Consider the following 25,905-nt stretch of genomic DNA (forward strand, 5'->3'; position numbering starts at 1 on the left):
CCAAGCCAGAAGCTTGTCGATCAGGCTGGGGCTGAAGGATAATGGAGCTCATGCTGCAAAACATCATCCCGCCTCGCCTCAAGAGCGTGCTTGCTAAACGTCCTCAAGGTTCGAACGGGGCTTGGCGTAAGCGTGCCCTCATCTTAACGGGCGTTGTTTTAGCTCTTTGTGTACTGGTGCATGTGGGCGTGCGGTTTGTTCTGTGGCCGCAAATTGAGAAATCTAAAGCCTCGGTTGAGAGGCTCATTAGCGCTCGCATTGGTGCAGATGTATCTATGGACTCTCTACAAGTTTCATGGACGGGCATGAGACCTAATTTTGAAATTGAAGGTTTGCGCTTCAACGCGCCCGATAAAGCGAAACCGCTCTTATTCATTCAGAAAATTGATGGGCAACTCAGTTGGGCAACTTTTTATCACCTAGCCCCATTCTTTCATGAGCTCAATATCGAGGGTGCTGAAATTTATGGGCAACGTAATGGCAAAGGCGTCATTACAGTTGCCGGCATCCCCATAGACGGAAAATCCAATGATTACTCCGCTGAGAATTGGCTCTTTGCTCAAAATGAGATTCGTGTCAGCGATGTCAAATTATTTTGGGATGATCAACTCAAAAAGAAAGCCATTACTTCAATAGATATTCAAAACCTTTCTCTTAGCAACGGCATTCGTAGCCATCAAGGCTCGCTGAGCGTCATTACCCCCTGGACCAAAGGACCAGTCTCGCTTGATATTGATCTTGTGCACCATATCGGTGGCCAAGCGGGCAATTGGCGCGATTGGATCGGGACTATCTCTTGGAATTTAAATGAACTCCAGCTCACTCAAATAGCAAATGAATTTGCCCTCCCTCTAAATACGCTTGAGGGAGTGGTGAACTCCAATGGAAAATTAAAAATTGACAACGGCAAACCTGATGGTGGAGAAATTTATCTTGCCGCCGATCGTTTAACTATTCAACTATCTAAAGGTGAAGATGCCATTGCTCTTGGAAGGCTAGAAACCAACCTGGTTCAAGAAACTGATAATGGCTTGATATCCGTTACTACCAAGACATTTTCCTGGCGAGATATTGAGAGTCCAGCATCTACCCCCCTCGAGAATTTAAGCCCAATGACTTTCCGCTGGAGACCACCAGCGGGAGACGGGGAAATTAAAGAATTTGGTTTTTCATCGCCAAAGATTTCGGTTGAGGATGTTGCCTTATTTGCCCTCAACCTGCCTTTATCTAAAAAAGTTCATCAGTGGATTAAAGCCTCACAAGCTGATGGTGAGTTACAAGATCTCGATATCAATTGGTCTGAAAGTAAATCACCCTTATCTGCCCTCAATATTCCTGGCGGATGGTTTAAGTCGAACAAAGTAGACTTTACTGTGAGTGGAAAACTGATCGACCTCAGCTTTGTTGGCATCAATAAAGCGATGCCTTCAGTATCCAAACTGTCTGGCTTCCTTTCTGCCGACCAAAACAAGGGCAGCCTCTCGATTAAATCAAGCGATCTAGAGCTTGAGGTTAACGATCTATTGGTTGATCCAAAAATCAAGCTTGATCAAGCCAATGGTCAAATTTCTTGGGCAAAACAAAAAGGGAATTGGGTCATTAATGCAAAGCAGTTAGCACTTAGTAATTCTGAGATTTCAACCACGCTCAATCTCAATTACATCATTGGTGAAGGTAAAAATCCTGACTTTATGAACCTGGACATAAATTTTGCTCAGGCTGATCTCAAAACCGCCTATCGTTATTTGCCTGTTGGCATGGGTAGCGATGCCAAATCCTATCTAAGCAAAGCCTTTGACGCAGGCATCATCAAAAATGGTAGCTTGCATATCAAAGGTGATCCCAATGAAGTACCCTTCCCTAAAGTAGGCTCAGGAGAATTCACACTCAAGCTACCGATTAATGGCGCCACTTTCAGCCCAGTGCCAAGCTCATCAATCGCACAAGGTGTTTGGCCCCCATTTAATAGGGTAAACGGCTTGATCAATATGCAGAATGCTAACTTCACGGTAGATATTGATCAAGCAAGCTACAAACAAGTTGCACTGAGTAAATTTCACGCAGAAATTCCTAGTGTGAGCGCAAAGCTATTACTTCTGACGGTGAATGGTGAGGCTGAAGGTGATGCCCCACAACTACTCGAATATCTATTTGCCTCACCTGTTGGTAAAAAGCAAATTGCACTTGAGCGCAATCTAAAGGTTACAGGACCAACCAAGCTCAGCTTGGCCCTTAGCGTTCCCCTATCCGGTAACGGGGACACCAAAACTGACATTCAACTCAATTTTCCTGGCAACAGGGTCCAGTGGGACGACTTGCCGCCTCTGGATAACCTCAAAGGAAAGATTCGTATAACTGAGATCAATCCTGAATTCGAAGATATCACCGCTAATTTCCTTGGTGGCGCTATTAAGATTTCAAGTAAAACGCCAAATCAAGGGGGCCCGAGCTACAACATCTCAGGCGATATTAGCGCTAGCTTTATTAAAAACTACTTTGCAAAAGATTCATCGGTTCAGGTACTTCCGATTTTGCAAGCAATAAGCGGCGTTGCGAGATATGAGGGCGCCATTCATTTCAATAAAGGCAATAGCGAAACCAATCTCAAGATCGATATGCGTGATTGGGCTAGTTCAGCACCAGCCCCCGCGAAAAAGCAGATGGGGACACCCATGTCAGGCCAATTAACCCTGAAATCCTTTGCGAAATCACCCTCCACATCCAGTCGATTTACATGGGATGGAAAAATTGGTGACACCTACTTTATTCAAGGTGAGCTTGGCAGTGATGACGCTCTTCGTCATGCGGTAGGAATCGGCACTGGCGCAGCACTCCCGAACCAAGGCTTTCAGCTTAATCTTGCCACTTCAGAGCTGAATCTCGATGTATGGCAAGATTTTTTAGAAAGCCAAAAGAAGAAAGGTTCTTCTAAAGCGGAAGAAAATAATCCAAGCAATATTCAAATTGCTGCCCAAGTAAAAAAAGTCATTTTGTTTGAGCGCAATTGGCAGGATATGAATTTTTCAGCAAGCAATAAAAATGCCGCTTGGCAAATGCGCATTAATTCACCCTCCATCGCCGGTCAACTGCAATATACAGAACCCAATAAGTCACAACTAAGCGGTTTGATTAGTGGGCGCTTAGCGCGACTCAAGTTTCCCGAGAAAGTCAGCACTCCAATTGAGGTCAAAAAGCCAGCCTCAAAAAATCTTCCTGCCAAAACTGCGATTAATCCTGACTCCATTCCTAGTATTGATTTAGCTATTGATGACTTCAGCTGGGGTAAGGCTCAGCTTGGTCAGATGAAAATTAAAACCAGGACAAATAACAACGTCCTCAATGTGGATTCCATCCAATTTAATAATCCCCAAGGCAGCTCTGCTTTAACTGGGCGCTGGGTTGGCGCCACCCAGAATCAAGCTGAACACACAACGGTGAATGTTGATTTAGACATTAAGGATGCTGGTCAAATTATTGGGCATTGGACCAGCCAAAAATCAGTGGAAGGCGGCCAAGGCAAATTGACCAGTAACGTGGAGTGGGATGGCACTCCTTTCGTACCTCAATTCGATACCCTAGCCGGTAAGGTAACCTTGAATCTTGAAAAAGGTCGATTGTTAGAGGTGAATACCAGCGGCGCCAAGCTGCTTGACGTACTCAGCCTACAAAGTTTATTTAGATTTGCTACTCTGGACCTCCAGGGAAGCTTGGGCAATATTGTGACCAAGGGAACGCCATTTAATTCCATTGATGCTTCTTTTGATATTAGCTCCGGAGTTGCTCAAACGAAGCAATTCACAATGGGTTTAGACCAAGCACGGGTTGCCATGAATGGGCAAATCAATATCCCCAAACAAACGCAAGATTTACGTGTCACCATATTTCCAACAATTGATGCAACAGCCGGCTCATTGGCTGCCTTCGCCATTAATCCTATCGTAGGTCTGGGCGCATTGGTTGGGCAGTATTTAATTACCAGTCAAATCAATCGTAATCTCCAATCAGACTATCTGGTCCAAGGCTCTTGGGATGATCCAGAAGTGATCCCCCTTGACCAAAAGGGTCAGCCAATTGACTCGAAAACTTTAGATACTATTCGCAGTAAAGAGTTGTTGAAAGAGCAAAGCAAGCCGAATAATAGTAACTCTGGGCCACAAAGCACTCCGAGTAATTTAGGTAGCCCCAATAAAATTGCTAACTAAATCATCATGAACTCATCAGTAAATAGCGCAGACCTCAAGATTGCCTCCATTCAGATGGTCTCCACACCTGATTTGCGGGAGAACTTATCTACAGCAAGCAGACTCGTCGTCGCAGCTGCAGCCGAAGGCGCACAACTTGCTGTCTTACCAGAGTATTTTTGCTTAATGGGCCTCAAGGACACCGATAAAGTTCGGGCCCGCGAAAGCATTGGTAGTGGGCCCATCCAAGAGCAACTTTCGGATATTGCACAACAAAATAATATTTACCTAGTGGCAGGTACTATTCCACTGGAAGCAAAAGATTCTAATAAAGTACTTAATACAAGCCTTGTTTTTAATCCTGCTGGCGAGCAAATTTCTCGTTACGACAAAATTCATTTATTTGGTTTTCAAACAGCAACTGAGCGTTATCAAGAATCCGAAACAATTGAGGCTGGCAATGCGCCGGGCCTCTTAAAAATTTCAATTGGCGGAAATGATTGGACCTTTGGTTTGAGTATTTGCTATGACCTGCGCTTCCCAGAGCTCTATCGCGCCCTTGGACAGGTAGATTGCCATATCATCCCAGCCGCCTTTACCTATACAACTGGCAAGGATCATTGGGAAATTCTCTTACGCGCTCGCGCTATCGAAAACCAATGTTACGTGTTAGCCTCCGCCCAAGGCGGCATTCATCAAAATCAACGACGTACTTGGGGCAATAGTATGTTGATTGATCCTTGGGGCAGCATCTTGGCCAACCTCCCCGAGGGTGAAGGCTTTATTTCTGGGGTTTTGTGCAAAGATAAATTAAACGAGGTACGCTCTAAGTTACCCGCACTTGCGCATCGCAAGCTTTAAAGAAAGATTTGCTGAATCACATGAATGCACCAGAAGCACTATTCCCTGCCAATTGGACGAAAGCCAAAAAGCAAGCAGACCTTATCAAGTTAGCCAAATCTATTTTGCTCGAACCAACCGGCTTATCCGAGCAAGACTTACATGGTACCTTTGGCAATCTATTTGCCCATCGCCTTGATGATGCAGATCTCTACTTCCAACATACTCGGAGTGAGAGCTGGAGTCTTGAAGAAGGCATTGTTAAGTCCGGCAGCTTTAATATTGATCAAGGCGTTGGTGTGCGCGCTATTTATGGCGATAAGACAGCTTTCGCTTATTCAGATGAAATTAATTTAGAAGCTTTAAATAAAGCAGCTAAAGCTACTCGAGTGATTGGGCCCGAGGGTGGTAAGCAGGCGGTTGCCAGCAAACTTTTTAATCCCATATCCAATAAGCTCTACTCGGATGTCAATCCTTTAGATTCTCTTCAGCCCAAAGAAAAAATTGCCCTTCTGGAAAGCATAGAACGTCGCGCTAAAGCACGTGACCCACGGATCATCCAGGTTATGGCCAGTCTGGCCGGGGAGTTTGATGTTGTATTGGTTGTGCGTGCGGATGGCTTGTTGGCGGCAGATGTACGCCCGTTAGTGCGCGTTTCGGTACACGTTATTGCAGAACAGAATGGTCGGCGTGAATCAGGCTCCTCTGGCGGCGGCGCACGTCATGACTACCTCTACTTCAATACTGATTTGATTAATCGCTATGTTGATGAAGCTGTTGACGGAGCCCTATTAAATCTCGAATCGCGCCCAGCACCTGCTGGCCCAATGACAGTGGTCATGGGGCCGGGCTGGCCAGGCGTTCTATTACATGAGGCAGTTGGTCATGGTCTCGAGGGCGACTTTAATCGCAAAGGATCCTCTGCTTTTGCTGGTCGTATTGGACAGCGCGTTGCAGCTAAAGGTGTCACCGTTGTGGATGATGGAACCTTATCTGGACGTAGAGGCTCTTTAAATATTGATGACGAAGGAACTCCCACTCAATGCACCACCTTAATTGAAGACGGCATTTTGAAGGGCTATATTCAGGATAGCCTGAATGCCCGACTCATGAATATGCCCCTCACTGGCAATGGTCGGCGTGAAAGTTTTGCCTCACTACCAATGCCGCGCATGACAAATACCTACATGTTGGCCGGTAAAGATGATCCTCAAGAAATTGTCGCCAGCATCAAGCGCGGTTTATACGCAGTGAACTTTGGCGGCGGTCAGGTTGACATCACTAGCGGCAAATTTGTATTTTCTGCTTCAGAGGCCTATTGGGTTGAGAACGGCAAAATTCAATATCCCGTCAAAGGCGCGACCATTATTGGTAGCGGGCCAGAATCCCTAAAACAGGTTTCTATGATCGGAAATGACCTAAAACTAGACGGTGGGGTTGGGGTTTGTGGCAAGGAAGGGCAAAGTGTTCCAGTCGGGGTTGGGCAGCCTACCCTGAGGATTGATAGCCTGACTGTGGGTGGGACTGCCTAATATTGGCTAATTACGGCTTAAAATAGCCAGATGAGCCAACAAAATACGAATCCCGCTAATTGGTACTCTGCTGTCGACAAGACCTCAGATACTGACGATCAACGCATTGACAACATTTCTGTTCTGCCTCCGCCAGAGCATTTAATTCGCTTCTTTCCGATTTCTGGAACGCCTACTGAAGCGTTGATCAGCAACACTCGCAAAAAGATCCGCGACATTATTCATGGCAAGAATGACCGCTTACTCGTGATCATCGGACCATGCTCCATTCATGACCCAAAAGCAGCGTTGGAATATTGCCAACGCCTCTTAGTTGAGCGCGAGCGTTTTGCTGGTGAATTAGAAATTGTGATGCGCGTATATTTTGAAAAGCCACGCACTACTGTTGGCTGGAAGGGTTTGATTAACGACCCGTATCTGGATGAAAGCTATCGCATCGAAGAAGGTCTACGCCTTGCGCGCCAAGTACTGATGGAAATCAATCGCCTTGGCATGCCAGCTGGTAGCGAATTCTTGGATGTGATTTCTCCGCAATATATTGCGGATCTGATTTCATGGGGTGCTATTGGTGCGCGTACTACTGAAAGCCAAGTTCACCGCGAACTTGCATCTGGCTTGTCTGCACCTATCGGATTTAAGAACGGTACTGATGGCAACATCAAAATTGCTACCGATGCGATTCAAGCAGCAGGTCGCCCACATCATTTCTTATCCGTTCATAAAAATGGTCAAGTATCGGTTGTGGAAACTAAAGGCAATAAAGATTGCCATGTGATTTTGCGTGGCGGCAAAGAGCCAAATTACGAGGCTCAATTTGTGCAAGCAGCCTGCTCTGAGCTTGAAGCGGCCAAGCTTCCAGCCAGTTTGATGGTTGATTTATCCCATGCCAATTCAAGCAAAAAGCATGAGCGTCAGATTGTGGTTGCCGACGATGTAGCTCAGCAAATTGAGTCTGGCTCACACCAGATTTTTGGCGTGATGGTTGAGAGTCATTTAAATGATGGCGCCCAGAAATTTACACCCGGAAAAGATGACCCAAGTAAATTGGAATACGGCAAGAGTATTACTGATGCCTGCATCAACTGGGATGACTCTGTGAAGGTACTAGAGCGTCTAGCTACAGCCGTTAAGAAACGCAGAAGCAAGAAGAAGTAATACTGCAGTATTTTTTAAGCGCTGGTGATAAAAGAGACTAATTTATTTAGTCTCTTTTTTTTCATGCTTCCACAATACATCTGCGCCACCAGCCGCACGATTCAAAATACGCGCAAGCACAAAGAGTAAATCAGATAGGCGGTTGACATATTGACGAGGGGAGTCATATAAAGGCTCTTCCCAACCCAAGCGAACAATCGAACGTTCGGCCCTGCGACATACAGTGCGACAAACATGGGCTTGCGCAGCAGCGCGAGTACCACCCGGCAAAATGAATTCAGTCAAAGGGGGTAATTGTTTGTTGTATTTTTCGAGCCAAACATCTAGCTGCACTACATGCTCAGGATTGAGTAGTTTGTAATTAGGGATGCAAAGTTCACCCCCTAAATCGAATAAATCATGCTGCACCTGCAGAAAAAGCTCCTGTAATTCAGCAGAAATGCTTGCTGGGATGTCCTCGGTCATTAAAACCCCGATTTCAGAGTTCAACTCATCGATATCGCCCATGGCGCAGACCCGTAGGTGGTCCTTCTCTACGCGACTTCCGTCACCCAAGCCCGTCATTCCTGCGTCACCGGTTCTAGTGGCGATTTTTGATAGTCGATTTCCCATAAGCTTAATTATAGGTAAATGGCTAAAATGATTCTTATGAATATGGTGACCCCACCCCCCGAATTAGCCGCTATTAGCGCCCTTCAGTCCAAATTGGTTGCGGCCTTGCGCCCAATCCTGCCGGAACATGCCCTTCTATGGGAGCCAGAAGACACTATTCCCTATGAATGTGATGGTCTGGCCGCCTACCGTCGGATGCCTTTGGCAGTAGCTCTGCCAGAAACAGAAGAGCAAGTTGCCCAAATTCTGAAGATTTGCTACGCGATGCAAATCCCCGTAGTGCCTCGCGGATCAGGAACCGGCCTCTCGGGTGGCGCAATGCCTCTTTCTCAGGGATTGGTGCTGTCCCTAGCCAAGCTCAAGAAAATTATTAGCATCGATCCATTTACCCGCACTGCAGTCGTTCAGCCTGGTGTTCGCAATCTTGCTATTTCTGAAGCAGTTGCCCACCTCGGTTTGTATTACGCTCCGGACCCCTCCTCTCAGATTGCCTGTTCGATTGGCGGCAACGTCAACGAAAACTCTGGTGGCGTGCACTGTCTTAAATACGGCCTCACTCTGCACAACGTTCTGCGTGTGCGCGGAATACTCATGAATGGTGAGATCATTGAATTTGGCGGCTTAGCACCAGATGCACCTGGACTCGATCTTCTCGCCATCATGATGGGTAGCGAAGGCATGCTCGCAGTGGTTACTGAAGTTACAGTCAAGTTAGTGGCGAAACCAAAATTGGCTCGCGTGATTATGGCAAGTTTTGATGATATTGAAAAAGGTGGTAACGCAGTTGCTGCCATCATTGCAGCTGGCATTATTCCTGCTGGTTTGGAGATGATGGATAAAGCTACCACTCGCGCTGTAGAAGAATTTGTGCACGCAGGCTATGACTTAGACGCTGCAGCTATTTTGCTCTGCGAGTCTGATGGCACTCCAGAAGAAGTTGCCGAAGAAATTGAGCGCATGACCAAAGTACTTGAAGAAGCTGGTGCAAGCGGAATACAGATTTCTAAAGATGAAGGTGAACGCTTGAAGTTTTGGAGTGGTCGTAAGAACGCTTTCCCAGCTGCGGGTCGCTTGGCCCCAGACTACTATTGCATGGATGGTACTATCCCTCGTCGCCATATTGCTACGCTCCTCAAGCGCATTCAGGGCATGGAAGAAAAGTATGGTCTTGGCTGCCTAAACGTTTTCCATGCGGGTGATGGCAATATGCATCCCCTGATTTTATTTAATGGTGCCGACCAAGAAGAATGGCATCGTGCAGAAGAGTTCGGCACTGAAATATTAGAAGCCTGCGTAGAACTCGGTGGCACGATCACTGGTGAGCATGGTGTTGGTATCGAAAAAATTAATTCGATGTGTGTTCAGTTTGGTGAAGGTGAGCGCGAATCTTTCTGGGGTGTGAAAAGCGCCTTTGATCCAGAAAAATTACTCAACCCAGATAAAGCCATCCCAACTTTAAGTCGCTGCGCAGAATATGGTCGTATGCGCATTAGCGGCGGTCAATTGCCTCACCCAGAATTGGAGCGCTTCTAATGAGCCACTCCCATCCGCAAATCAATGCATTCCGCGAGCAAATTCTCAATGCAGCTAAAAATAAAACCCCGCTCTCGTTTGAAGGCGGTGGCACCAAATCTTGGTACGGCAATCCGAATAGCTATACCAAACTAGATACACGTACTTACTCCGGTATTTTGGAGTACCAGCCAGAAGAATTAGTCATCACCGCTTGTGCTGGCACTCCACTAAAAGAAATTGAAGCAGCTCTCAAAGAAAAGAATCAGGTGCTTGCTTTTGAACCACCACACTTTGGTGAGAATGCAACTTTTGGTGGCGCTATTGCTGCTGGGCTTGCTGGTCCAGGGCGTATTACCGTTGGTAACTTTCGTGACTTTGTATTAGGCGCTCGCATTATCGATGGCAAAGGCCAAGATCTTTCCTTTGGCGGGAAGGTAATGAAGAACGTAGCGGGATATGACGTCTCTCGTTTGCTGCCTGGCTCTTTAGGAACGCTTGCTCTTTTGTTAGAAGCCTCAGTCAAGGTCTTACCTAAACCTGCGGCGACCGCAACCTTACGTTGCCAAATCTCCCAAGAGAAAGCGCTCAAAATATTGAATGAATGGGCTGGACAGCCACTACCTTTATCTGCAAGCTGCTGGATTGGTTCCACTACGGGTGGTGATGGAGAGCTAACTTTCCGTCTCGCTGGTGCGGCAGCGGCTGTAAAGGCTGCAATTCCTCTCATGAGCTCTTTGGTTATGGCCACTGAGGTTAATCCTGAAACTGCAGAACATTTCTGGAATGATTTACGTGAGCAATATCTTTCTGCATTTGCTAATCTAGGTGCTGATCAAACACTTTATCGTTTAGCGCTACCTGCAGCCTGTGGGCCACTTACTATCACTGGCGCCTCAGATGAAATTGTTCTGGAGTGGCACGGTCAACAACGTTGGATTACAGCGCCTGGCGATGAAGCTACCTTTAAAGCCATCAAGGCCATTGCCAATTCCCATGGCGGACATGCAACTCGCTTTAGACAAGGTGCCAATGTAGACCCTAGCAATCAGCGCTTTACTTTGTTATCAGAGCAAGCCCACTCCTTTGCCCTTGAGGCAGTGCAAGAACGCCTGAGATCAGCTTTTGATCCCGCAGGTGTTTTCGCCACTAAACGTCTTCCATAAGTCTTTCTATGCAAACTCAACTCGCCCCTCAATTTGTCAACACGCCGGAAGGAATCGAGGCAGCCCGCATTCTGGGTAAATGTGTTCACTGCGGCTTTTGTACAGCCACCTGCCCTACCTATCAAATACTGGGTGATGAGTTAGATGGTCCTCGCGGACGTATCTATCTCATTAAGCAGATCGCCGAAGGTCAAGCGCCCACCGAAAAGACTCGCCTGCATTTGGATCGCTGCTTAACTTGTCGTAATTGTGAGAGCACCTGTCCGAGTGGTGTGCAATACGGCAACCTAATAGACATTGGTCGCAAGTGGGCAGAAGAAAATACGCCTGAGCGCCCAATCGGCCAACGCCTGACTCGTTGGGCCCTAAAAGAAGGTTTAACTAAGCCCGCTTTATTTAATACAGCAATGACTCTGGGTCGTTTAATTCGCCCATTGATGCCAAGCGGTATCAAACGCAAGATTCCACTGACTGTAAATAAGGCATTGGCCAATACCACTAATGCTTATGCAAGACCTACTGCAGCTCATCAGCGCAAAATGGTTTTGCTAGAGGGTTGCGTACAACCTGGAATGCTCCCAAATATCAATTCAGCAACAGCGCGCGTTCTTAATGCGTTAAAGATACAAATGATTAGCGCGCCCAATGCCACTTGTTGCGGAGCGCTACGCTATCACCTCAATGATCAAGCTGGAGGCTTGGGTAATGCCAAGCAAAATATTGATGCGTGGTGGCCTTTAGTTGAAAGTGGCGTGGAAGCTATTGTCATGACCGCATCTGGTTGCGGTGTGATGGTGAAGGACTATGGCCACCTGTTTGCCAATGATCCTGTCTATGCAACCAAAGCGAAGAAGATTTCAGATCTGACTAAAGATATCTCTGAAATACTACCTTCCCTACAAAATGAGCTGATGCAGCTGGTAGGCACCGATCCAAAGCCAGGCGTCGTATATCACCCACCTTGCACCTTGCAACACGGCCAACAAATTCGTGGCAAGGTTGAGGGATTGCTTTCTAGTATTGGTATTGGTGTGCGTTTATGTGCCGACAGCCATCTTTGCTGCGGCTCTGCAGGCACTTACTCCGTTACTCAACCAGAACTCTCTGAGCAACTTCGTAAAAACAAGTTAACTCACCTAAATACTGCCTGCGAGGAATCAGGCGCAGAGGTCATTGTGTCTGGAAACATTGGCTGCATTACCCACCTGCAGCAAGAAGACACTCCAGTAGTGCATTGGATTGAAATCGTAGACCAATTACTTAGCAAATCTTCTAAGGTCTCATGAACTCCATTGTTGTCAATTTGATGCAAGTCAGAACAAGAATTGAGCTTGCTGCCCTAGCAGCAAAGCGTGAGCCCGAAGAAATCGAGCTTCTGGCAGTGAGCAAGACTTTTCCTGCTGCTGCCGTTGAAGAAGCTATGCATGCTGGACAATCAGCTTTTGGTGAAAACTATGTGCAAGAGGCCGTTGAAAAAATTGAGAAGTTAGCCAAACTACGCCCTTGGTTGACCTGGCATTTTATTGGCCCTTTACAGAGCAATAAAACCAGAGAAGTAGCGCAACACTTCGATTGGGTTCACAGTGTGGACCGCCTCAAAATTGCAGAACGCCTATCCGCTCAACGCGGCGAGTTTCCAGATTTACCGCCATTGATGGTTTGCGTACAAATCAATGTTAGCGAGGAGGAGAGCAAAAGCGGCATTTCTCTGGTTGAAGTTGAAGAACTCTGTAACGCTATTACCTCTTTACCAAACTTAGTTCTGCGGGGCTTGATGGCAATTCCCGCACCTAATCCAGACCCTGTCTTGCAACGCCAGGCTTTTGCAGCCGTACAAGATTGTTTCAAGCGCATACAAGCCAGCCATTTCACTGAACTTGGTTACCAGTTCTTTGACACCCTTTCGATGGGCATGTCCGATGATTTAGAGGCCGCCATCGCTGAAGGCAGCACTTTAGTTCGCGTTGGTACAGCCATTTTCGGGAAGCGCGATAAGATTAGCAAATGAGCACAAACAAAATCGCACAAAATAATAGCAACGCGCACATCACCTTTGTTGGCGGTGGCAATATGGGGCGTGCCCTTATCAGCGGCCTTCTTGCTAGTGGATTCGAACCTAATCAAATCTCTGTTGTAGAAGCAAATGCTGCAACTGCCCTAAAGTTACATGAAGATTTTGGTGTTCAGGGCATTGGCGCTCTGGAGCACATCGCTTTTGATTTCTCTAGAAATAATGTGCTTGTCATGGCGATCAAACCACAAGACTTTAATGTCGTTGCCAAAGGTTTAGCGTCTAAGTTAAAGCATGCGAGCGAGCCCGGTCCACTCATTCTGAGTATCGCTGCGGGTATTCGCCTAAAAGATATGAGTCGCTGGCTTGATCACACACGCTGTGTACGCGCTATGCCAAATACTCCAGCCTTAATTGGTAAAGGGATTACCGGTCTTTTTGCAGATACCGCTGTAGATCAATCTGATCGTGCCTTAGCTGAAACCATTTGTAATGCGGTAGGTCAAACCGTTTGGGTAAAAGAAGAAAAATTGATGGATGCAGTAACTGCTGTTTCTGGTAGTGGTCCAGCCTATGTCTTTGCATTTTTAGAGGCAATGCAATCTGCTGGAGAGAAGCTCGGTCTTGATTCAGAGACAGCGCGCAAGCTGGCTTATGCCACTCTTGAGGGCGCTACACAGCTTGCCCATGACTCTGATGAACACGCTGGCGTTCTCCGCGCGAGAGTCACTTCAAAGGGTGGAACCACTGCTGCTGCTCTAGATGTCATGAAACAACAAGGTTGGCATGAAATTTTAGAAAAAGCGATTGATGCAGCCAGTCAGCGCGGTAAAACAATGGGCGATGAACTCGGCCAGAGTTAGTTAATACCTATACCCAGCACAATTCCCAGAAATAAAAATCCGCCTAACCAGTTGTTATGGCGGAATGCTTTAAAACAATTTTCTCTATTGCGTGTTGAAACCAACTTTAAGTGATATATCGCACAAGCCAATGCTGCGAACCAACCCACTAAAAAATAATTGCTTAAGTTAGCCAATTGCGCCACCCATAACTGACTCAGAAAAAGCATCCCATAGCTTATTGCTATAGCGACGACATCGTACTGACCAAAAGTAATGGCCGATGTTCTCAACCCTAGGCGCAGATCATCATCGCGATCAACCATGGCATAGGCTGTGTCATAAGCGATCGCCCAAAAAATGTTTCCAATAAATAAGAACCAGGCCTCTAGGGGGATAGAATCCAAAATAGCCGCATACGCCATCGGAATGCCAAAGCCAAAGGCAATGCCTAAGACAGCTTGGGGCATGGCAAAAAAGCGTTTGGTAAAGGGATAGAGGAAGGCTACTAGCAAAGCAAGCACGGATAGTTGTTTTGTAAATACATTCAGGGGCTGAATGAATAAAAACGCAATCAAGGCCAATACTCCAGCCACAGCTATGGCCTCTTTGCCCGAGATTTTTCCACTTGTGACTGGGCGATCTTGGGTACGGTTAACATGACGATCAAAATCACGATCAGCATAGTCGTTGATTGCACAACCCGCACTACGCATTAAAAATGTGCCGACAGTAAAGATCAACAAAATAGATAAATCAGGCACACCACTGCTTGCCAACCAAAGAGCCCAGAGCGTAGGCCATAACAGTAATAGCGTACCAATCGGCTTATCTAGCCTGATTAGATGGCCATAAGAAATAAAACGATCTTTTACATTCATAAGGTAATTATCAAGCCTTTAGAAATTCCGCTCGAGATCCGAGCCAGCGCTCTAAATGACGCTCCACCAGATCTGCATGCTCAGCGAGCAAGCGCTCGGCCGCCTGTTGGGCTAACTCAATTAACCAGGCATCGCGTTGCAAATCGACAAAGCGCAACATAGCATCTCCTGATTGCTTCGCGCCTAGCAATTCACCCGGACCACGCAGTGATAAATCTCGCTCAGCAATCACAAAACCATCTGAGGTCTCACGTAAAGTTTGTAGACGTTCCTTGGCAGCCATTGAAAGCGGCTCGGCGTACATCAAAATACAGACCGAATCCGCAGAACCCCTGCCCACGCGCCCGCGCAATTGATGGATCTGGGCATAACCAAAGCGCTCAGCATGCTCAATCACCATTAACGCCGCATTAGGTACGTCTACCCCAACCTCAATTACCGTAGTCGCAACTAAAAGCTGAACCTCATTTGCCTTAAAGGCGGCCATGACTGCTGCTTTTTCTTCTGCTTTTAATCTGCCATGCACTAAGCCAACCTTAAAGTCAGGTAAAGCCTGAGTCAGTTGCTCGAAGCTCTCAACTGCTGTTTGCAATTGCAGTACTTCAGATTCTTCAATCAGAGGGCAAACCCAGTACGCTTGCAAGTCCTTGGATAACCAACTTTGCAAACCACCGATCACCTCATCACGGCGGCCGGCTTTAACTACCTTGGTAGCAATCGGTTTTCGACCAGGAGGCAATTCATCGATGACAGAGACATCTAAGTCAGCATAGTAGGTCATCGCTAAAGTGCGTGGTATTGGTGTCGCAGACATCATTAATTGATGGCAGTAAAACAATTCCGACCCAACGCGCTGCTGAATCTCTAAACGCTGCCTCACTCCGAAGCGATGTTGCTCATCAATCACTGCGAGGCCAAGTTTGGCAAAGCTCACGTTTTCTTGAATAAGAGCATGCGTACCAATAATGAGTTGGGCTTGCCCATTTTCGATTACCTCTTGTGCCAATCTTTTTTCTTTGGCTTTCAGACTCCCTGACAGCCAAGCGATTCGTACCCCTAAAGGCTCAAACCATTCCTTCATTTTGAGATAGTGTTGCTCAGCCAATATTTCCGTAGGCGCCATGATGGCAGCTTGATAGCCATGATCCATTGCCCGCGCTGCAGCCAAGGCCGCTACTACAGTCTTGCCGCTACCTACGTCCCCTTGTAAAAGGCGATTCATCGGGAATGATTGAGAAAGGTCATGACTCATTTCAGACCAAACACGATCTTGAGCATTAGTTAATTTAAAAGGCAATACTTTCAGCAAGCCCGCTTCAAAGCTTTGCCGCTCTTTCTTGCCCTTACTCTCATCTTTATTTTTTACAAAACTAGGTGCATGCCGCTCCCGACGAATCGCATGCGCACGCTTTAACGAAATTTGCTGAGCAAGGAGTTCCTCAAACTGCACTCGACGCCAAGCAGGATGAGTACGCTCTAGCAATGCCTGAGTATTGGCATCGGCAGGCGGTTGATGTAAATAGATAATCGCCTCTTGCAAGTTTGGCCAATCATGACTAGGCAGTAGCTCTGCCATCAGCTCTTTGGGCAAGAACTCAGCCAGACTATCTTGCAGGCTTGGGTCACGTAAGGCTTGTGACACTGCTTTACGAATAATGGTTTGCGAGACTCCAACACTTGCTGGATAAACTGGAGTCAAACTAGCAGGTAAAGGTGTATCTGGAGCGACAGCTCTCACCGTAGGGTGCACCATCTCTGGACCCTGAAAACCTTCACGCACTTCACCGCGGACTCGAATATTGACCCCGACAGCCATTTGTTTTTGCTGGCTAGGGTAGAAGTTCAGGAAGCGTAGATTTAAGGTTTCAGTCTCATCCTCGATGGTCACCACCATCTGCCTTCTGGGCCTAAATAAGACCTGATTGCGAATAACTACACCCTGGGTCTGGGCTGAGTTAAATCTACCCTGATGTATGGCCTCCTCGATCGTGAGCAGCTCGGTCTCATCCTCATAACGGGATGGCAAGTGCAAAGCAAGGGCCATAGGGCTGTCTAAACCCATCTTTTGGAGTGTACTTGGCGCTTGTTTAGTAGTCATCGTTAAAATCTAATACCTGATGGTAATGCTATGCAACTCTCCGACTTTAATTACGAACTCCCACCCGAACTAATCGCCCAACATCCTTTGGCGAATAGAACCGATAGCCGCCTCTTAGAGGTCAAGGCTGATGGGCCAAATCACGTCCAATTGGTAGATCGACAGTTTAAGGACATTCTGAGCATTGTTCAGCCCGGGGACTTATTAGTCTTTAATGACACCAAGGTTATTCCTGCGCGCTTACACGGCAAAAAGGAGACTGGCGGGAACGTGGAGCTGCTCATTGAACGCATTAGCGGCGAAAAGCAGGCCTGGGTTCAAATTAGAGCCTCCAAGGTACCTAAGACTGGAACCACTGTTCATATTCACAATCAGGCTGGCGAAACCTTTCCTGTAGAGATGATTGGATATGACGGACGTTTTTATGAGGTTCGCTTTCCGGAAAATGTATTTTCCTTGCTTGAACGTTTTGGTGAGCTCCCATTACCGCCCTACATTGAGCATCAACCTGATGGAGAAGACGCGCAGCGTTATCAAACAGTCGTCGCCAAAAATCCAGGGGCGGTAGCTGCCCCAACAGCAGGCCTACATTTTGATGAATCTATCTTGCAAGAACTTAAGAAATTAGGCATTCAACAAGCAGCTGTCACACTACATGTGGGGGCAGGAACATTTACGCCCGTGCGCGAAGAAGATCTTTCAAAACATAAGATGCACTACGAATGGTTCTCCATTCCCAATGAGACATTAGAAGCTATTGAGGCCACCAAGAAAAATGGTGGCAGAGTTGTTGCGGTAGGCACTACCAGTCTGCGCGCACTCGAGAGCCAGGCTGCTAGCGGGCAAAGTAGCGGCGAGACCAATCTCTTTATTACCCCAGGCTACCAATTTAAAACTGTAGATTGTTTGCTTACCAACTTTCATCTGCCAAAATCTACCTTATTAATGTTGGTCAGTGCTTTTGCGGGAATGGAAAACATTCGCGCCGCTTATCAACATGCCATTCATCAGAAGTATCGTTTCTTCAGCTATGGAGATGCGATGTTTCTTTGTCGACTCGAGAATCCACAGTTATGACCAAACCTGTTCACTTCAACATATTGGCGCGCGACTCGCAAAGCCCAGCTCGTCTTGGTCAACTCGACCTTCCGCATGGTAGCGTGCAAACGCCCATCTTTATGCCTGTGGGAACGTATGGCACCGTCAAAGCAATGACGCCGCGTGACTTGAATGAGGCCAAAGCCCAAATTATTTTAGGTAACACTTTTCATCTCTGGTTAAGGCCAGGATTAGATGTCATTAAAAAACATGGTGGCTTGCATCGTTTTATGGGTTGGGACAAACCGATCCTCACTGACTCTGGCGGCTTTCAGGTATTTAGTTTGGGCGCGCTGCGCAAGATCTCTGAAGAGGGCGTGACCTTTGCATCTCCAATCAATGGCGACAAATTATTTATGTCTCCAGAAGTGTCAATGGAAATTCAGGCGGTGCTCAATAGCGATATCGCGATGCAGTTTGATGAATGCACTCCTTATGAAATCAAAGGTCAACCTACCTCGGAAAAAACAGCCCGTGCATCGCTAGAAATGTCTTTGCGCTGGGGTGATCGCTCCATTAAGCGTTTTCGCGAACTAAATACAGGCAACGGACTCTTTGGCATCGTTCAAGGCGGCATGTTCGAGAATCTTCGTGAATTTTCTTTGGATGCCGTAAGTCAGCAAGGTTTTGATGGGATTGCTATTGGCGGCTTATCAGTGGGAGAGCCTAAACCCGAGTTTGAGCGGATTCTGAATTTCACTGCACCTAAATTGCCAGAACATATGCCTCATTACCTAATGGGCGTTGGTACTCCAGAAGATCTAATGTTGGGCGTTAGCCTAGGTATTGATATGTTTGATTGCGTGATGCCAACCCGTAACGCCCGCAATGGCTGGCTTTTCACTCGCTTTGGCGACCTTAAACTACGAAATTCTGGGTATAAGGACGATGATCGCCCAGTAGACCCAACCTGTGCCTGCTATACCTGCCAAAACTTCACTAGATCCTACTTAAATCACCTTCAAAAGGCGAATGAGATCCTAGGGTCTCAGCTAAACACCATCCATAACCTGTCCTACTACCTCCAGCTGATGACAGAGGTCCGTGAGGCTCTCAGCAAAGACCGCTTTAGCGCATATCGTGAGGAATTTCATAGCAATCGCCAGCGTGGTGTTGAGCCTGGACAGGACTAATAGCCCTACAGGGGGCAAAACCCCCTGTAAATCACCTCCAAAGCCCCACACAGTTTAGAATTGCGGGTTACGGCCACCGGTTTAAAGGTCGAAAAATATCGCAGTTTTTAATTGGTAATTAACGGAGGTTTTGTATGTGGATTAGTAACGCTTTTGCCCAAGCTCCTGCAGCGGGCGCAGATTCCAGTGGCTTGATGAGCTTTCTCCCTTTAATTTTGATGTTTGCAGTTTTGTACTTCATCATGATTCGCCCACAAATGAAGCGTCAAAAAGAAACTAAGGCAATGCTCGAGTCATTAGGCGTTGGTGATGAGGTTGTTACTGTTGGCGGCATCATGGGCAAAGTAACAGCATTGAAAGACCAAGTGGTTACCGTTGAAATTTCTGCTGGTACTGAAGTGCACATGCAAAAAGGTGCTATCACTACAGTATTGCCAAAAGGCACCCTAAAGTCTGCTTAATTTATTTGTTTAAAAGTATCTCAATATGAATCGCTACCCTCTCTGGAAATATCTAGTCATTGCCGTTGCATTACTAATCGGCGGACTATATTCATTACCCAATTTCTATGGTGAGGCTCCAGCGGTTCAAGTCTCGTCTGCCAAGCCAACCATCAAGGTTGACTTGGCAACGCAGGCTCGTGTCGAAAAAATTCTGACGGAAGCCAACATTAGTAATACCGGTCTCTTCTTCGAAGTCGCTGGCAATGTAGGCTCTATCAAAGTTCGCTTCAATAACACTGACATTCAGTTGCGCGCACGTGATCTCTTGCAACAGAAATTAAATGTTGATCAAAATGATCCCAACTACACCGTTGCCTTAAACCTGCTATCCAATACACCGGGCTGGTTAAGTGCAATCAACGCATTACCAATGCCACTAGGTCTTGATTTGCGTGGCGGCGTCTATTTCCTCTTGCAAGTGGATATGAAGGGCGCAGTCCAGAAAAAAGTGACTTCCTTGGCAGGCGATATTCGCAGTCAATTACGTGACAAGAGCATTCGCCATCAAGGTATTGAGCGTGGCGCTGATTCCATATCGATCAATTTCGCCAATGTCGAAGATGCTGAACAAGCACGCTCATTGCTAACAACGGCACAACCTGAACTAATTTGGCTTATTAAATCAAATGGCTCGTTACCTAAGCTAGTAGGTGAATTTAAACCATCCGCCCTTAAAGCCATTCAAGATAACGCCGTTAAGCAAAATATCATTACCCTGAATAAGCGTGTGAACGAATTGGCGGTTAAAGAACCAGTGATTCAACAACAAGGTGCTGAGCGCATTGTGGTGCAGTTACCTGGCGTACAGGATACCGCTCGTGCCAAAGACATCATCGGTCGTACAGCAACTCTAGAGTCTCGCTTAGCTGACCCCTTGGCGTCTACCATCGGCTTAGGCGAAACTCCTCCTCCAGGCATGGATACTTTCCGCTTTGGTGAAAATCGCTTGGGTGTATTTAAAAAATCAGTGATCTTCAGTGGAGATCGCATTACGGATGCTAGCGCTGGCTTTGACCAAAACCAACGTCCTGCTGTAAACATCTCCCTAGATGCTGCTGGTGGTCGCGTTATGCAGGAAGTGACTCGCGAAAATATCGGTAAGCCGATGGGCATGATCTTGTTTGAAAAAGGTAAAGGTGAAGTACTCACAATCGCTACCATTCAAAGTGAGTTTGGCTCTAAGTTCCAAATCACTGGTCAACCAACTACCGAGAGCGCTAATGACTTAGCGCTGCTCTTGCGCGCTGGATCATTAGCAGCACCAATGGAAATCATTGAAGAACGTACTATTGGACCAAGCCTTGGAGCAGAAAATATTGAGAAGGGCTTTAAGTCGCTCTTGATCGGGTTTACTGCGATCGCGATTTTTATGATGGTCTACTACTTACTGTTTGGCACTTTCTCCGTTGTCGCTTTAGCGGTGAACTTGTTCTTACTCATCTCAGTGCTATCGATGCTGCAAGCCACACTCACTTTGCCGGGCATCGCTGCAATGGCCTTAGCTCTGGGTATGGCGATTGACTCCAACGTGTTAATTAACGAGCGTATTCGTGAAGAATTACGTAACGGAGCTTCACCACAAACAGCCATTTCTGTCGGCTTCGACAAAGCCTGGGCAACGATTCTGGACTCTAACGTAACGACTTTGATTGCTGGTCTAGCCTTATTGGCATTTGGATCAGGCCCCATCAAAGGCTTCGCAGTAGTTCACTGTTTAGGTATTCTGACTTCAATGTTCTCGGCTGTCTTCTTCTCACGTGGCCTTGTTAACCTCTGGTATGGCAGACATAAGAAGATTCAAAAACTCGCTATTGGCCAAGTTTGGCGTCCACAGGAGAAATAAGCCATGGAATTTTTCCGAATCAAAAAAGATATTCCCTTTATGCGCCATGCATTGGTGCTTAATGCGATTTCTTTAGTTACTTTTTTAGCTGCAGTCTTTTTCCTCTGGCATAACGGCCTGCATCTCTCCATCGAATTTACTGGTGGAACGGTGATGGAAGTCAGCTATCCACAAACTGCACCCTTGGACTCTATTCGTACCAAGGTTGAGAAGTTGGGCTATGCAGATACTCAAATTCAGAACTTTGGTAGCTCACGCGATGTCATGATTCGCCTACCATTACAAAAAGATGCTGAAGGCAAATTGATTTCTTCTGCTGATCAGAGCACGGCAGTAATGCAAGCGCTTGAACCAGCAACGACTGGCGTGAAATTGCAGCGCGTTGAGTTTGTTGGCCCACAGGTGGGTCAAGAGTTGGCTATTGACGGCTTAAAAGCACTCATCTTTGTAATCATTGGCATCGTGGTGTATCTATCCTTCCGTTTTGAGTGGAAGTTTGCGCTTGCCGGCATCATTGCAAACTTGCATGACGTTGTCATCATCTTGGGTTTCTTTGCCTTCTTCCAGTGGGAGTTCTCCCTCTCAGTATTGGCAGCCGTTCTTGCGGTTCTTGGCTATTCAGTAAACGAATCCGTCGTGATCTTTGACCGTATTCGCGAGAACTTCCGCAAATATCGCAAGATGAATACCCGTGAAATCATTGATAACGCGATTACGAGCACCATTAGCCGTACTGTTATTACCCACGGCAGTACTGAGATGATGGTCCTGGCAATGCTGGTCTTTGGAGGCCCAACACTCTTCTACTTTGCATTAGCACTGACCATTGGTATTTTGTTTGGTATCTACTCTTCAGTCTTCGTGGCTGCAGCATTAGCCATGTGGCTCGGTGTTACACGTGAAGATTTGGTGAAGGGCGATAAAAAGCCAGATGATGATGCCCGCAAAGATGATCCGAACTACGGAGCGCGGGTCTAACTCAGTCTTTTTAGTTCAGCGACAGTTTTGTTGATCAAGGGCAGCTAAAATTCTGTTAGTTGCACCTTGGTGTTCAGTTGAATAAGCCTGAGCAGCGGCACCCATCTGTGCCAATTCATGAGTATTTAGAAGCAATTCTTTCAAAGATTCCATTAAGGCAATTGGCTCCGTTAAAAGCAATTCGCCATGAATGCGTTTAGCTGCACCACTATCAATCGCATCTAAGGCAGCTTGATGAAAGTTATAGGTATGTTCACCCAAGAGAACAGGGCAGCCAGCTGCACAAGCCTCAATCAAGTTTTGACCTCCAAAAGGCAGCAAGCTTCCACCCATTAGTACTAAGTCAGAGGCGCTGTAATACATCGGCATCTCGCCCATGGAGTCGCCCAGAACAACATCTAATCCAGCACACTCGCTCGGAATCCCGGCCCACTCGCTACGACGGCGAAACTTGAAGCTAGCATTGCTAATTTGATCCGCTACTTCTGCGAAGCGCTCGGGATGGCGCGGTACTAAACAAAGCAATGGAGGTGTTGCAAATGCATTGCTTAAGAGCAAATCTTTCCAAGCCTTCAGAATAATGGCCTCTTCTCCATCGCGAGTGCTCGCTGCACACACCATCAAGCGATTTCCGGCATGCAGTTCCATCTGCCATTCTTTGCCCTCAGCAAGCAATTGCGGGTTGAGTGGAACATCAAATTTCAGATTGCCGGTAATGACAACATTTTTAACGCCTAGGCTACGGTAACGCCCTGCATCAAATTCAGTCTGCGCCAGAATCCCCGCAAAGGCTTGAAATAATGCGCGCCCTGCTTTACCAAATCGATCGATGCGACGGGCACTTCGCTCAGATAAACGGGCATTGACTAAAAATAGAGGTAAGCCAATTTCTTTGCAACGAAAGACTACTGTCGGCCAAGCTTCGGTCTCCATAAATAGGCCAAACTTTGGTTTAAATGTCTTTAAGAAATGCTCTACAGACCAGCAGAGATCGTAGGGTAAATAGACTTGTCGAATTTGCCCAGCCGCAATCTCTTTGGCAAATAACTGCTTGCCAGTACGGCGGCCATTCAAAGTCATGTGGGTGAGCAAAACGGACTCACCCTTAGCAAGATAAGCTTCAATCAATGGTTGAGCCGCACGTGTCTCGCCTACCGATACTGCATGAATCCAAATAGATCCTTGAGCAATAGGCTTACTGTAGCCAAAGCCTAATCGCTCAGGAATGTGATGAAGATAAGAGAAGGCGTGACGTGCACGCCAAGCTAGACGTATAAATGCTAATGGCAATAAGAGATGCCATAGCAATTGGTAAGCAGCAAACCAGATCCGGGGACGCGCCCCGTATTCTGAATTGGGAGTCAAGCTCACTTTTTGAGACGTTCGGTCAACTCGACCGCCTTACCTAAGTAAGAAGATGGTGTCATCTCCAACAAACGTGCTTTTGCATCCTCAGGAATCTTCAAACCCCGAATAAAGGTTTGCAGGTCTGCTTGATTAATCCCTTTGCCACGAGTCAATTCTTTTAACTGCTCGTAGGGATTCTCGATGCCGTAACGACGCATCACAGTTTGCACTGGCTCAGCCAATACTTCCCAGCATGCGTCTAAATCAGCAGCGATTGCAGCATGATTTACCTCTAACTTACCAAGCCCACGCAAGGCGCTGTCATAAGCCAATACGCTATGGCCAAATGCAGGGCCTAGATTGCGCAATACTGTTGAGTCAGTCAAGTCACGCTGCCAACGAGAGATTGGTAATTTTTCTGCAAGGTGGCGCAGCAATGCATTAGCAACACCCAAGTTACCTTCAGAGTTTTCAAAATCAATCGGGTTCACTTTATGCGGCATCGTCGATGAACCGATCTCGCCTGCTTTAGTGCGCTGCTTAAAGTAACCAACAGAGATGTAGGCCCAGAAGTCGCGATCCATATCCAAAAGAATCGTATTAGCGCGAGCAATCGCATCAAAGAGCTGAGCCATACCATCGTGTGGCTCAATTTGAATGGTGTAAGGATTGAACGTTAAACCTAGACGTTTCTCAACCACACTCTTGGAAAAATTTTCCCAATCAAAATCAGGATACGCTGACATGTGAGCGTTGTAGTTACCCACTGCGCCATTCATCTTGCCTAGTAAAGGGGCTGCAGCGATAGATTCGATCGCACGCTCTAAACGCTTGGCAATATTGGCGATCTCTTTACCCAAAGTACTTGGTGAGGCTGGCTGGCCATGCGTGCGAGAGAGCAAAGGCACTTTAGCGTTCTCAATTGCGAGATCGGTCAGTACTGAGAGTACTTTTCTGAGTTGAGGCAAGAGTACCTCATCACGTGCACCGCGCAACATTAAACCGTGAGAAGTGTTGTTGATGTCTTCTGATGTGCAGGCGAAGTGAATGAACTCACTTGCTTTCAGCAAATCTGGTCGCCCTGCAACTTTTTCTTTTAAGAAGTATTCAACCGCTTTTACGTCGTGATTCGTTACTGCTTCGATATCTTTGATGCGCTGAGCATCTGCATCTGAAAAGTTTTCTGGGAGCGAAAGCAAAAAGGCTTCATCAGCAGCATTAATTTTTGGGACATCAGGCAAGCCGGCAGCAGCCAAAGCCAAGAGCCAATGAATTTCCACAAAAACACGTTGGCGCATAAATGCAGCTTCGGAAAGCCAGGGGCGTAAGGCATCCAGCTTTCCGGCATAACGGCCATCTAGGGGTGAAAGGGCATTGAGGGTTGAAAGCGGCTGACTCACGAATATTGCCTTTGCATTGAATATGTCAATAAAAGCTGATTTTAATGCGTTCTGGAGTACAGCAAAGCCCAATCAGGATGGCTATACTTGAGCCCATGAAACTTATCGGATCCCTAACCAGCCCCTATGTACGTAAAGTACGCATTGTTTTTAACGAGAAAAAGGTCGATGTTGACCTCGAATTAGAGAATGTTTGGGCTGCAGACACCAAAATAGCCCTTACCAACCCCCTGGGGAAGGTTCCCTGCCTCATGGCTGACGATGGAGAGGCTATTTATGACTCCCGCGTTATCGCCGAGTACGCTGATGGCCTAAGCCCAGTCAGCAAGCTCATTCCGGCTGATAACCGTGAGCGCGCTGCCGTGAAAACCTGGGAGGCACTGGCAGACGGAGTGATGGATGCCGGCATTTTGGCCCGTTTAGAGCGCACCTTACGCCCAGCAGAACAACAAAGCCAAGCTTGGTATGACCGCCAGATGGGCAAGATTAATGACGCCCTACGTCAAATGTCTGAACAGCTGGGTGGTAATGCTTGGTGTCACGGCAATCAAATCACCTTGGCAGATATCGCCGTAGGTTGCGCAATCGGATATTTATTATTTCGCTTTCCAGAAGTGAAATGGCAAACCCAATACCCAAATTTAGATCGTCTGTATCAAAAATTATTACAGCGACCTTCCTTTATTGAAACTGAACCACCGGCCGCCTAATTCACTTACCGCTTAATTAAAAAATGCCAATCAAAACTGATTGGCATTTTTGTATCCGCTGCT

General features: G+C 46.9%; 20 protein-coding genes. 15 read left to right on the forward strand and 5 right to left on the reverse strand.

The annotated features are described in order from the left end of the window. Positions 1 to 50: 50 nt before the first annotated feature. Genes C2755_RS08690 through C2755_RS08705 form a run of 4 tightly spaced genes read left to right on the forward strand, consistent with a single transcriptional unit; the run spans position 51 to position 7,708 of the window. Complete coding sequence (locus C2755_RS08690; RefSeq protein WP_216863868.1) at positions 51 to 4,202, forward strand: YhdP family protein; 4,152 nt, start codon at positions 51 to 53, stop codon at positions 4,200 to 4,202. A 6-nt stretch (positions 4,203 to 4,208) separates the two neighbouring features. Continuing rightward, positions 4,209 to 5,042, forward strand: coding sequence for a carbon-nitrogen hydrolase family protein (locus tag C2755_RS08695; RefSeq protein WP_215320933.1), 834 nt, complete (start codon positions 4,209 to 4,211; stop codon positions 5,040 to 5,042). A 20-nt stretch (positions 5,043 to 5,062) separates the two neighbouring features. Then, complete coding sequence (gene tldD / locus C2755_RS08700) at positions 5,063 to 6,553, forward strand: metalloprotease TldD (protein ID WP_251368462.1); 1,491 nt, start codon at positions 5,063 to 5,065, stop codon at positions 6,551 to 6,553. Between the two features lie 30 nt (positions 6,554 to 6,583). Continuing rightward, the gene (locus C2755_RS08705; RefSeq protein ID WP_215320935.1) at positions 6,584 to 7,708 is read left to right on the forward strand and encodes a 3-deoxy-7-phosphoheptulonate synthase; all 1,125 of its coding nucleotides are present in this window, start codon (positions 6,584 to 6,586) and stop codon (positions 7,706 to 7,708) included. Positions 7,709 to 7,750: 42 nt separating this feature from the next. Here C2755_RS08705 and C2755_RS08710 read toward each other — a convergent pair whose 3' ends face one another. Beyond that, the gene (locus tag C2755_RS08710) at positions 7,751 to 8,320 is read right to left on the reverse strand and encodes a cob(I)yrinic acid a,c-diamide adenosyltransferase (protein WP_215320937.1); all 570 of its coding nucleotides are present in this window, start codon (positions 8,318 to 8,320) and stop codon (positions 7,751 to 7,753) included. Between the two features lie 42 nt (positions 8,321 to 8,362). Here C2755_RS08710 and C2755_RS08715 point away from each other — a divergent pair, with 42 nt between their 5' ends. Genes C2755_RS08715 through proC form a run of 5 tightly spaced genes read left to right on the forward strand, consistent with a single transcriptional unit; the run spans position 8,363 to position 13,872 of the window. Beyond that, on the forward strand, positions 8,363 to 9,853 hold the full coding sequence (locus C2755_RS08715) for an FAD-linked oxidase C-terminal domain-containing protein (protein ID WP_215322356.1): 1,491 nt from the start codon (positions 8,363 to 8,365) through the stop codon (positions 9,851 to 9,853). Further along, entirely contained in the window at positions 9,853 to 10,998 is a 1,146-nt protein-coding gene (gene glcE / locus C2755_RS08720) for a glycolate oxidase subunit GlcE (RefSeq protein WP_215320939.1), read from the forward strand. The genes C2755_RS08715 and glcE overlap by 1 nt, the downstream gene beginning before the upstream one ends. A gap of 8 nt (positions 10,999 to 11,006) precedes the next feature. After that, positions 11,007 to 12,284 (forward strand): glycolate oxidase subunit GlcF, encoded by a 1,278-nt coding sequence (gene glcF, locus C2755_RS08725; protein ID WP_215320941.1) that lies wholly within the window; start codon positions 11,007 to 11,009, stop codon positions 12,282 to 12,284. Beyond that, positions 12,281 to 13,006: a YggS family pyridoxal phosphate-dependent enzyme gene (locus tag C2755_RS08730; RefSeq protein ID WP_215320943.1), complete on the forward strand. Its 726-nt coding sequence runs from the start codon at positions 12,281 to 12,283 to the stop codon at positions 13,004 to 13,006. Before glcF ends, C2755_RS08730 begins: the two co-directional genes overlap by 4 nt. Beyond that, a complete protein-coding gene (proC, locus tag C2755_RS08735; RefSeq protein WP_215320945.1) occupies positions 13,003 to 13,872 on the forward strand; it encodes a pyrroline-5-carboxylate reductase in 870 nt (289 codons plus the stop codon). Before C2755_RS08730 ends, proC begins: the two co-directional genes overlap by 4 nt. Here the strand turns inward: proC and ubiA are convergent. Together ubiA and recG are read right to left on the reverse strand one after the other, a co-directional pair. Beyond that, positions 13,869 to 14,732, reverse strand: coding sequence for a 4-hydroxybenzoate octaprenyltransferase (gene ubiA / locus C2755_RS08740; RefSeq protein ID WP_215320947.1), 864 nt, complete (start codon positions 14,730 to 14,732; stop codon positions 13,869 to 13,871). The genes proC and ubiA overlap by 4 nt on opposite strands. Positions 14,733 to 14,742: 10 nt before the next feature. Continuing rightward, positions 14,743 to 16,830 (reverse strand): ATP-dependent DNA helicase RecG, encoded by a 2,088-nt coding sequence (gene recG, locus C2755_RS08745; RefSeq protein ID WP_215320949.1) that lies wholly within the window; start codon positions 16,828 to 16,830, stop codon positions 14,743 to 14,745. A 30-nt stretch (positions 16,831 to 16,860) separates the two neighbouring features. On the opposite strand from recG, the gene queA reads away from it, so the two are divergent. From queA to secF, 5 genes are all read left to right on the forward strand, one after another. Beyond that, on the forward strand, positions 16,861 to 17,907 hold the full coding sequence (queA, locus tag C2755_RS08750; protein WP_215320951.1) for a tRNA preQ1(34) S-adenosylmethionine ribosyltransferase-isomerase QueA: 1,047 nt from the start codon (positions 16,861 to 16,863) through the stop codon (positions 17,905 to 17,907). Then, positions 17,904 to 19,061, forward strand: coding sequence for a tRNA guanosine(34) transglycosylase Tgt (tgt, locus tag C2755_RS08755; RefSeq protein ID WP_215320953.1), 1,158 nt, complete (start codon positions 17,904 to 17,906; stop codon positions 19,059 to 19,061). The genes queA and tgt overlap by 4 nt, the downstream gene beginning before the upstream one ends. 134 nt (positions 19,062 to 19,195) lie before the next feature. Then, entirely contained in the window at positions 19,196 to 19,522 is a 327-nt protein-coding gene (yajC, locus tag C2755_RS08760; RefSeq protein ID WP_215320955.1) for a preprotein translocase subunit YajC, read from the forward strand. Between the two features lie 25 nt (positions 19,523 to 19,547). Beyond that, complete coding sequence (gene secD, locus C2755_RS08765) at positions 19,548 to 21,407, forward strand: protein translocase subunit SecD (RefSeq protein ID WP_215320957.1); 1,860 nt, start codon at positions 19,548 to 19,550, stop codon at positions 21,405 to 21,407. 3 nt (positions 21,408 to 21,410) lie between these two features. Next, positions 21,411 to 22,385 carry a protein translocase subunit SecF gene (gene secF, locus C2755_RS08770; RefSeq protein WP_072582798.1) on the forward strand — a complete coding sequence of 325 codons (975 nt, stop codon included), beginning with the start codon at positions 21,411 to 21,413 and terminating at the stop codon, positions 22,383 to 22,385. Between the two features lie 15 nt (positions 22,386 to 22,400). On the opposite strand, the gene C2755_RS08775 is transcribed toward secF, so the two are convergent. Beyond that, on the reverse strand, positions 22,401 to 23,756 hold the full coding sequence (locus C2755_RS08775; protein WP_215320959.1) for a 3-deoxy-D-manno-octulosonic acid transferase: 1,356 nt from the start codon (positions 23,754 to 23,756) through the stop codon (positions 22,401 to 22,403). Further along, positions 23,753 to 25,132, reverse strand: coding sequence for an adenylosuccinate lyase (purB, locus tag C2755_RS08780; protein ID WP_215320961.1), 1,380 nt, complete (start codon positions 25,130 to 25,132; stop codon positions 23,753 to 23,755). The genes C2755_RS08775 and purB overlap by 4 nt, the downstream gene beginning before the upstream one ends. 95 nt (positions 25,133 to 25,227) lie before the next feature. On the opposite strand from purB, the gene C2755_RS08785 reads away from it, so the two are divergent. Next, entirely contained in the window at positions 25,228 to 25,842 is a 615-nt protein-coding gene (locus C2755_RS08785) for a glutathione S-transferase (RefSeq protein ID WP_215320963.1), read from the forward strand. Positions 25,843 to 25,905 lie beyond the last annotated feature (63 nt).

The organism is Polynucleobacter sp. MWH-S4W17 (assembly GCF_018687535.1).
Classification (GTDB): Bacteria; Pseudomonadota; Gammaproteobacteria; order Burkholderiales; family Burkholderiaceae; genus Polynucleobacter.

What these genes read in the sequence shown, in the direction of transcription:
- proC (WP_215320945.1), top strand. Translation starts at nt 13,003, where the DNA reads ATGAGCACAAACAAAATCGCACAAAATAATAGCAACGCGCACATCACC.
- queA (WP_215320951.1), top strand. Translation starts at nt 16,861, where the DNA reads ATGCAACTCTCCGACTTTAATTACGAACTCCCACCCGAACTAATCGCC.
- C2755_RS08730 (WP_215320943.1), top strand. Translation starts at nt 12,281, where the DNA reads ATGAACTCCATTGTTGTCAATTTGATGCAAGTCAGAACAAGAATTGAG.
- glcE (WP_215320939.1), top strand. Translation starts at nt 9,853, where the DNA reads ATGAGCCACTCCCATCCGCAAATCAATGCATTCCGCGAGCAAATTCTC.
- secD (WP_215320957.1), top strand. Translation starts at nt 19,548, where the DNA reads ATGAATCGCTACCCTCTCTGGAAATATCTAGTCATTGCCGTTGCATTA.
- secF (WP_072582798.1), top strand. Translation starts at nt 21,411, where the DNA reads ATGGAATTTTTCCGAATCAAAAAAGATATTCCCTTTATGCGCCATGCA.
- tgt (WP_215320953.1), top strand. Translation starts at nt 17,904, where the DNA reads ATGACCAAACCTGTTCACTTCAACATATTGGCGCGCGACTCGCAAAGC.
- C2755_RS08710 (WP_215320937.1), bottom strand. Translation starts at nt 8,320, where the DNA reads ATGGGAAATCGACTATCAAAAATCGCCACTAGAACCGGTGACGCAGGA.
- glcF (WP_215320941.1), top strand. Translation starts at nt 11,007, where the DNA reads ATGCAAACTCAACTCGCCCCTCAATTTGTCAACACGCCGGAAGGAATC.
- recG (WP_215320949.1), bottom strand. Translation starts at nt 16,830, where the DNA reads ATGACTACTAAACAAGCGCCAAGTACACTCCAAAAGATGGGTTTAGAC.
- C2755_RS08690 (WP_216863868.1), top strand. Translation starts at nt 51, where the DNA reads ATGCTGCAAAACATCATCCCGCCTCGCCTCAAGAGCGTGCTTGCTAAA.
- C2755_RS08785 (WP_215320963.1), top strand. Translation starts at nt 25,228, where the DNA reads ATGAAACTTATCGGATCCCTAACCAGCCCCTATGTACGTAAAGTACGC.
- tldD (WP_251368462.1), top strand. Translation starts at nt 5,063, where the DNA reads ATGAATGCACCAGAAGCACTATTCCCTGCCAATTGGACGAAAGCCAAA.
- C2755_RS08715 (WP_215322356.1), top strand. Translation starts at nt 8,363, where the DNA reads ATGGTGACCCCACCCCCCGAATTAGCCGCTATTAGCGCCCTTCAGTCC.
- C2755_RS08705 (WP_215320935.1), top strand. Translation starts at nt 6,584, where the DNA reads ATGAGCCAACAAAATACGAATCCCGCTAATTGGTACTCTGCTGTCGAC.
- ubiA (WP_215320947.1), bottom strand. Translation starts at nt 14,732, where the DNA reads ATGAATGTAAAAGATCGTTTTATTTCTTATGGCCATCTAATCAGGCTA.
- yajC (WP_215320955.1), top strand. Translation starts at nt 19,196, where the DNA reads ATGTGGATTAGTAACGCTTTTGCCCAAGCTCCTGCAGCGGGCGCAGAT.
- C2755_RS08695 (WP_215320933.1), top strand. Translation starts at nt 4,209, where the DNA reads ATGAACTCATCAGTAAATAGCGCAGACCTCAAGATTGCCTCCATTCAG.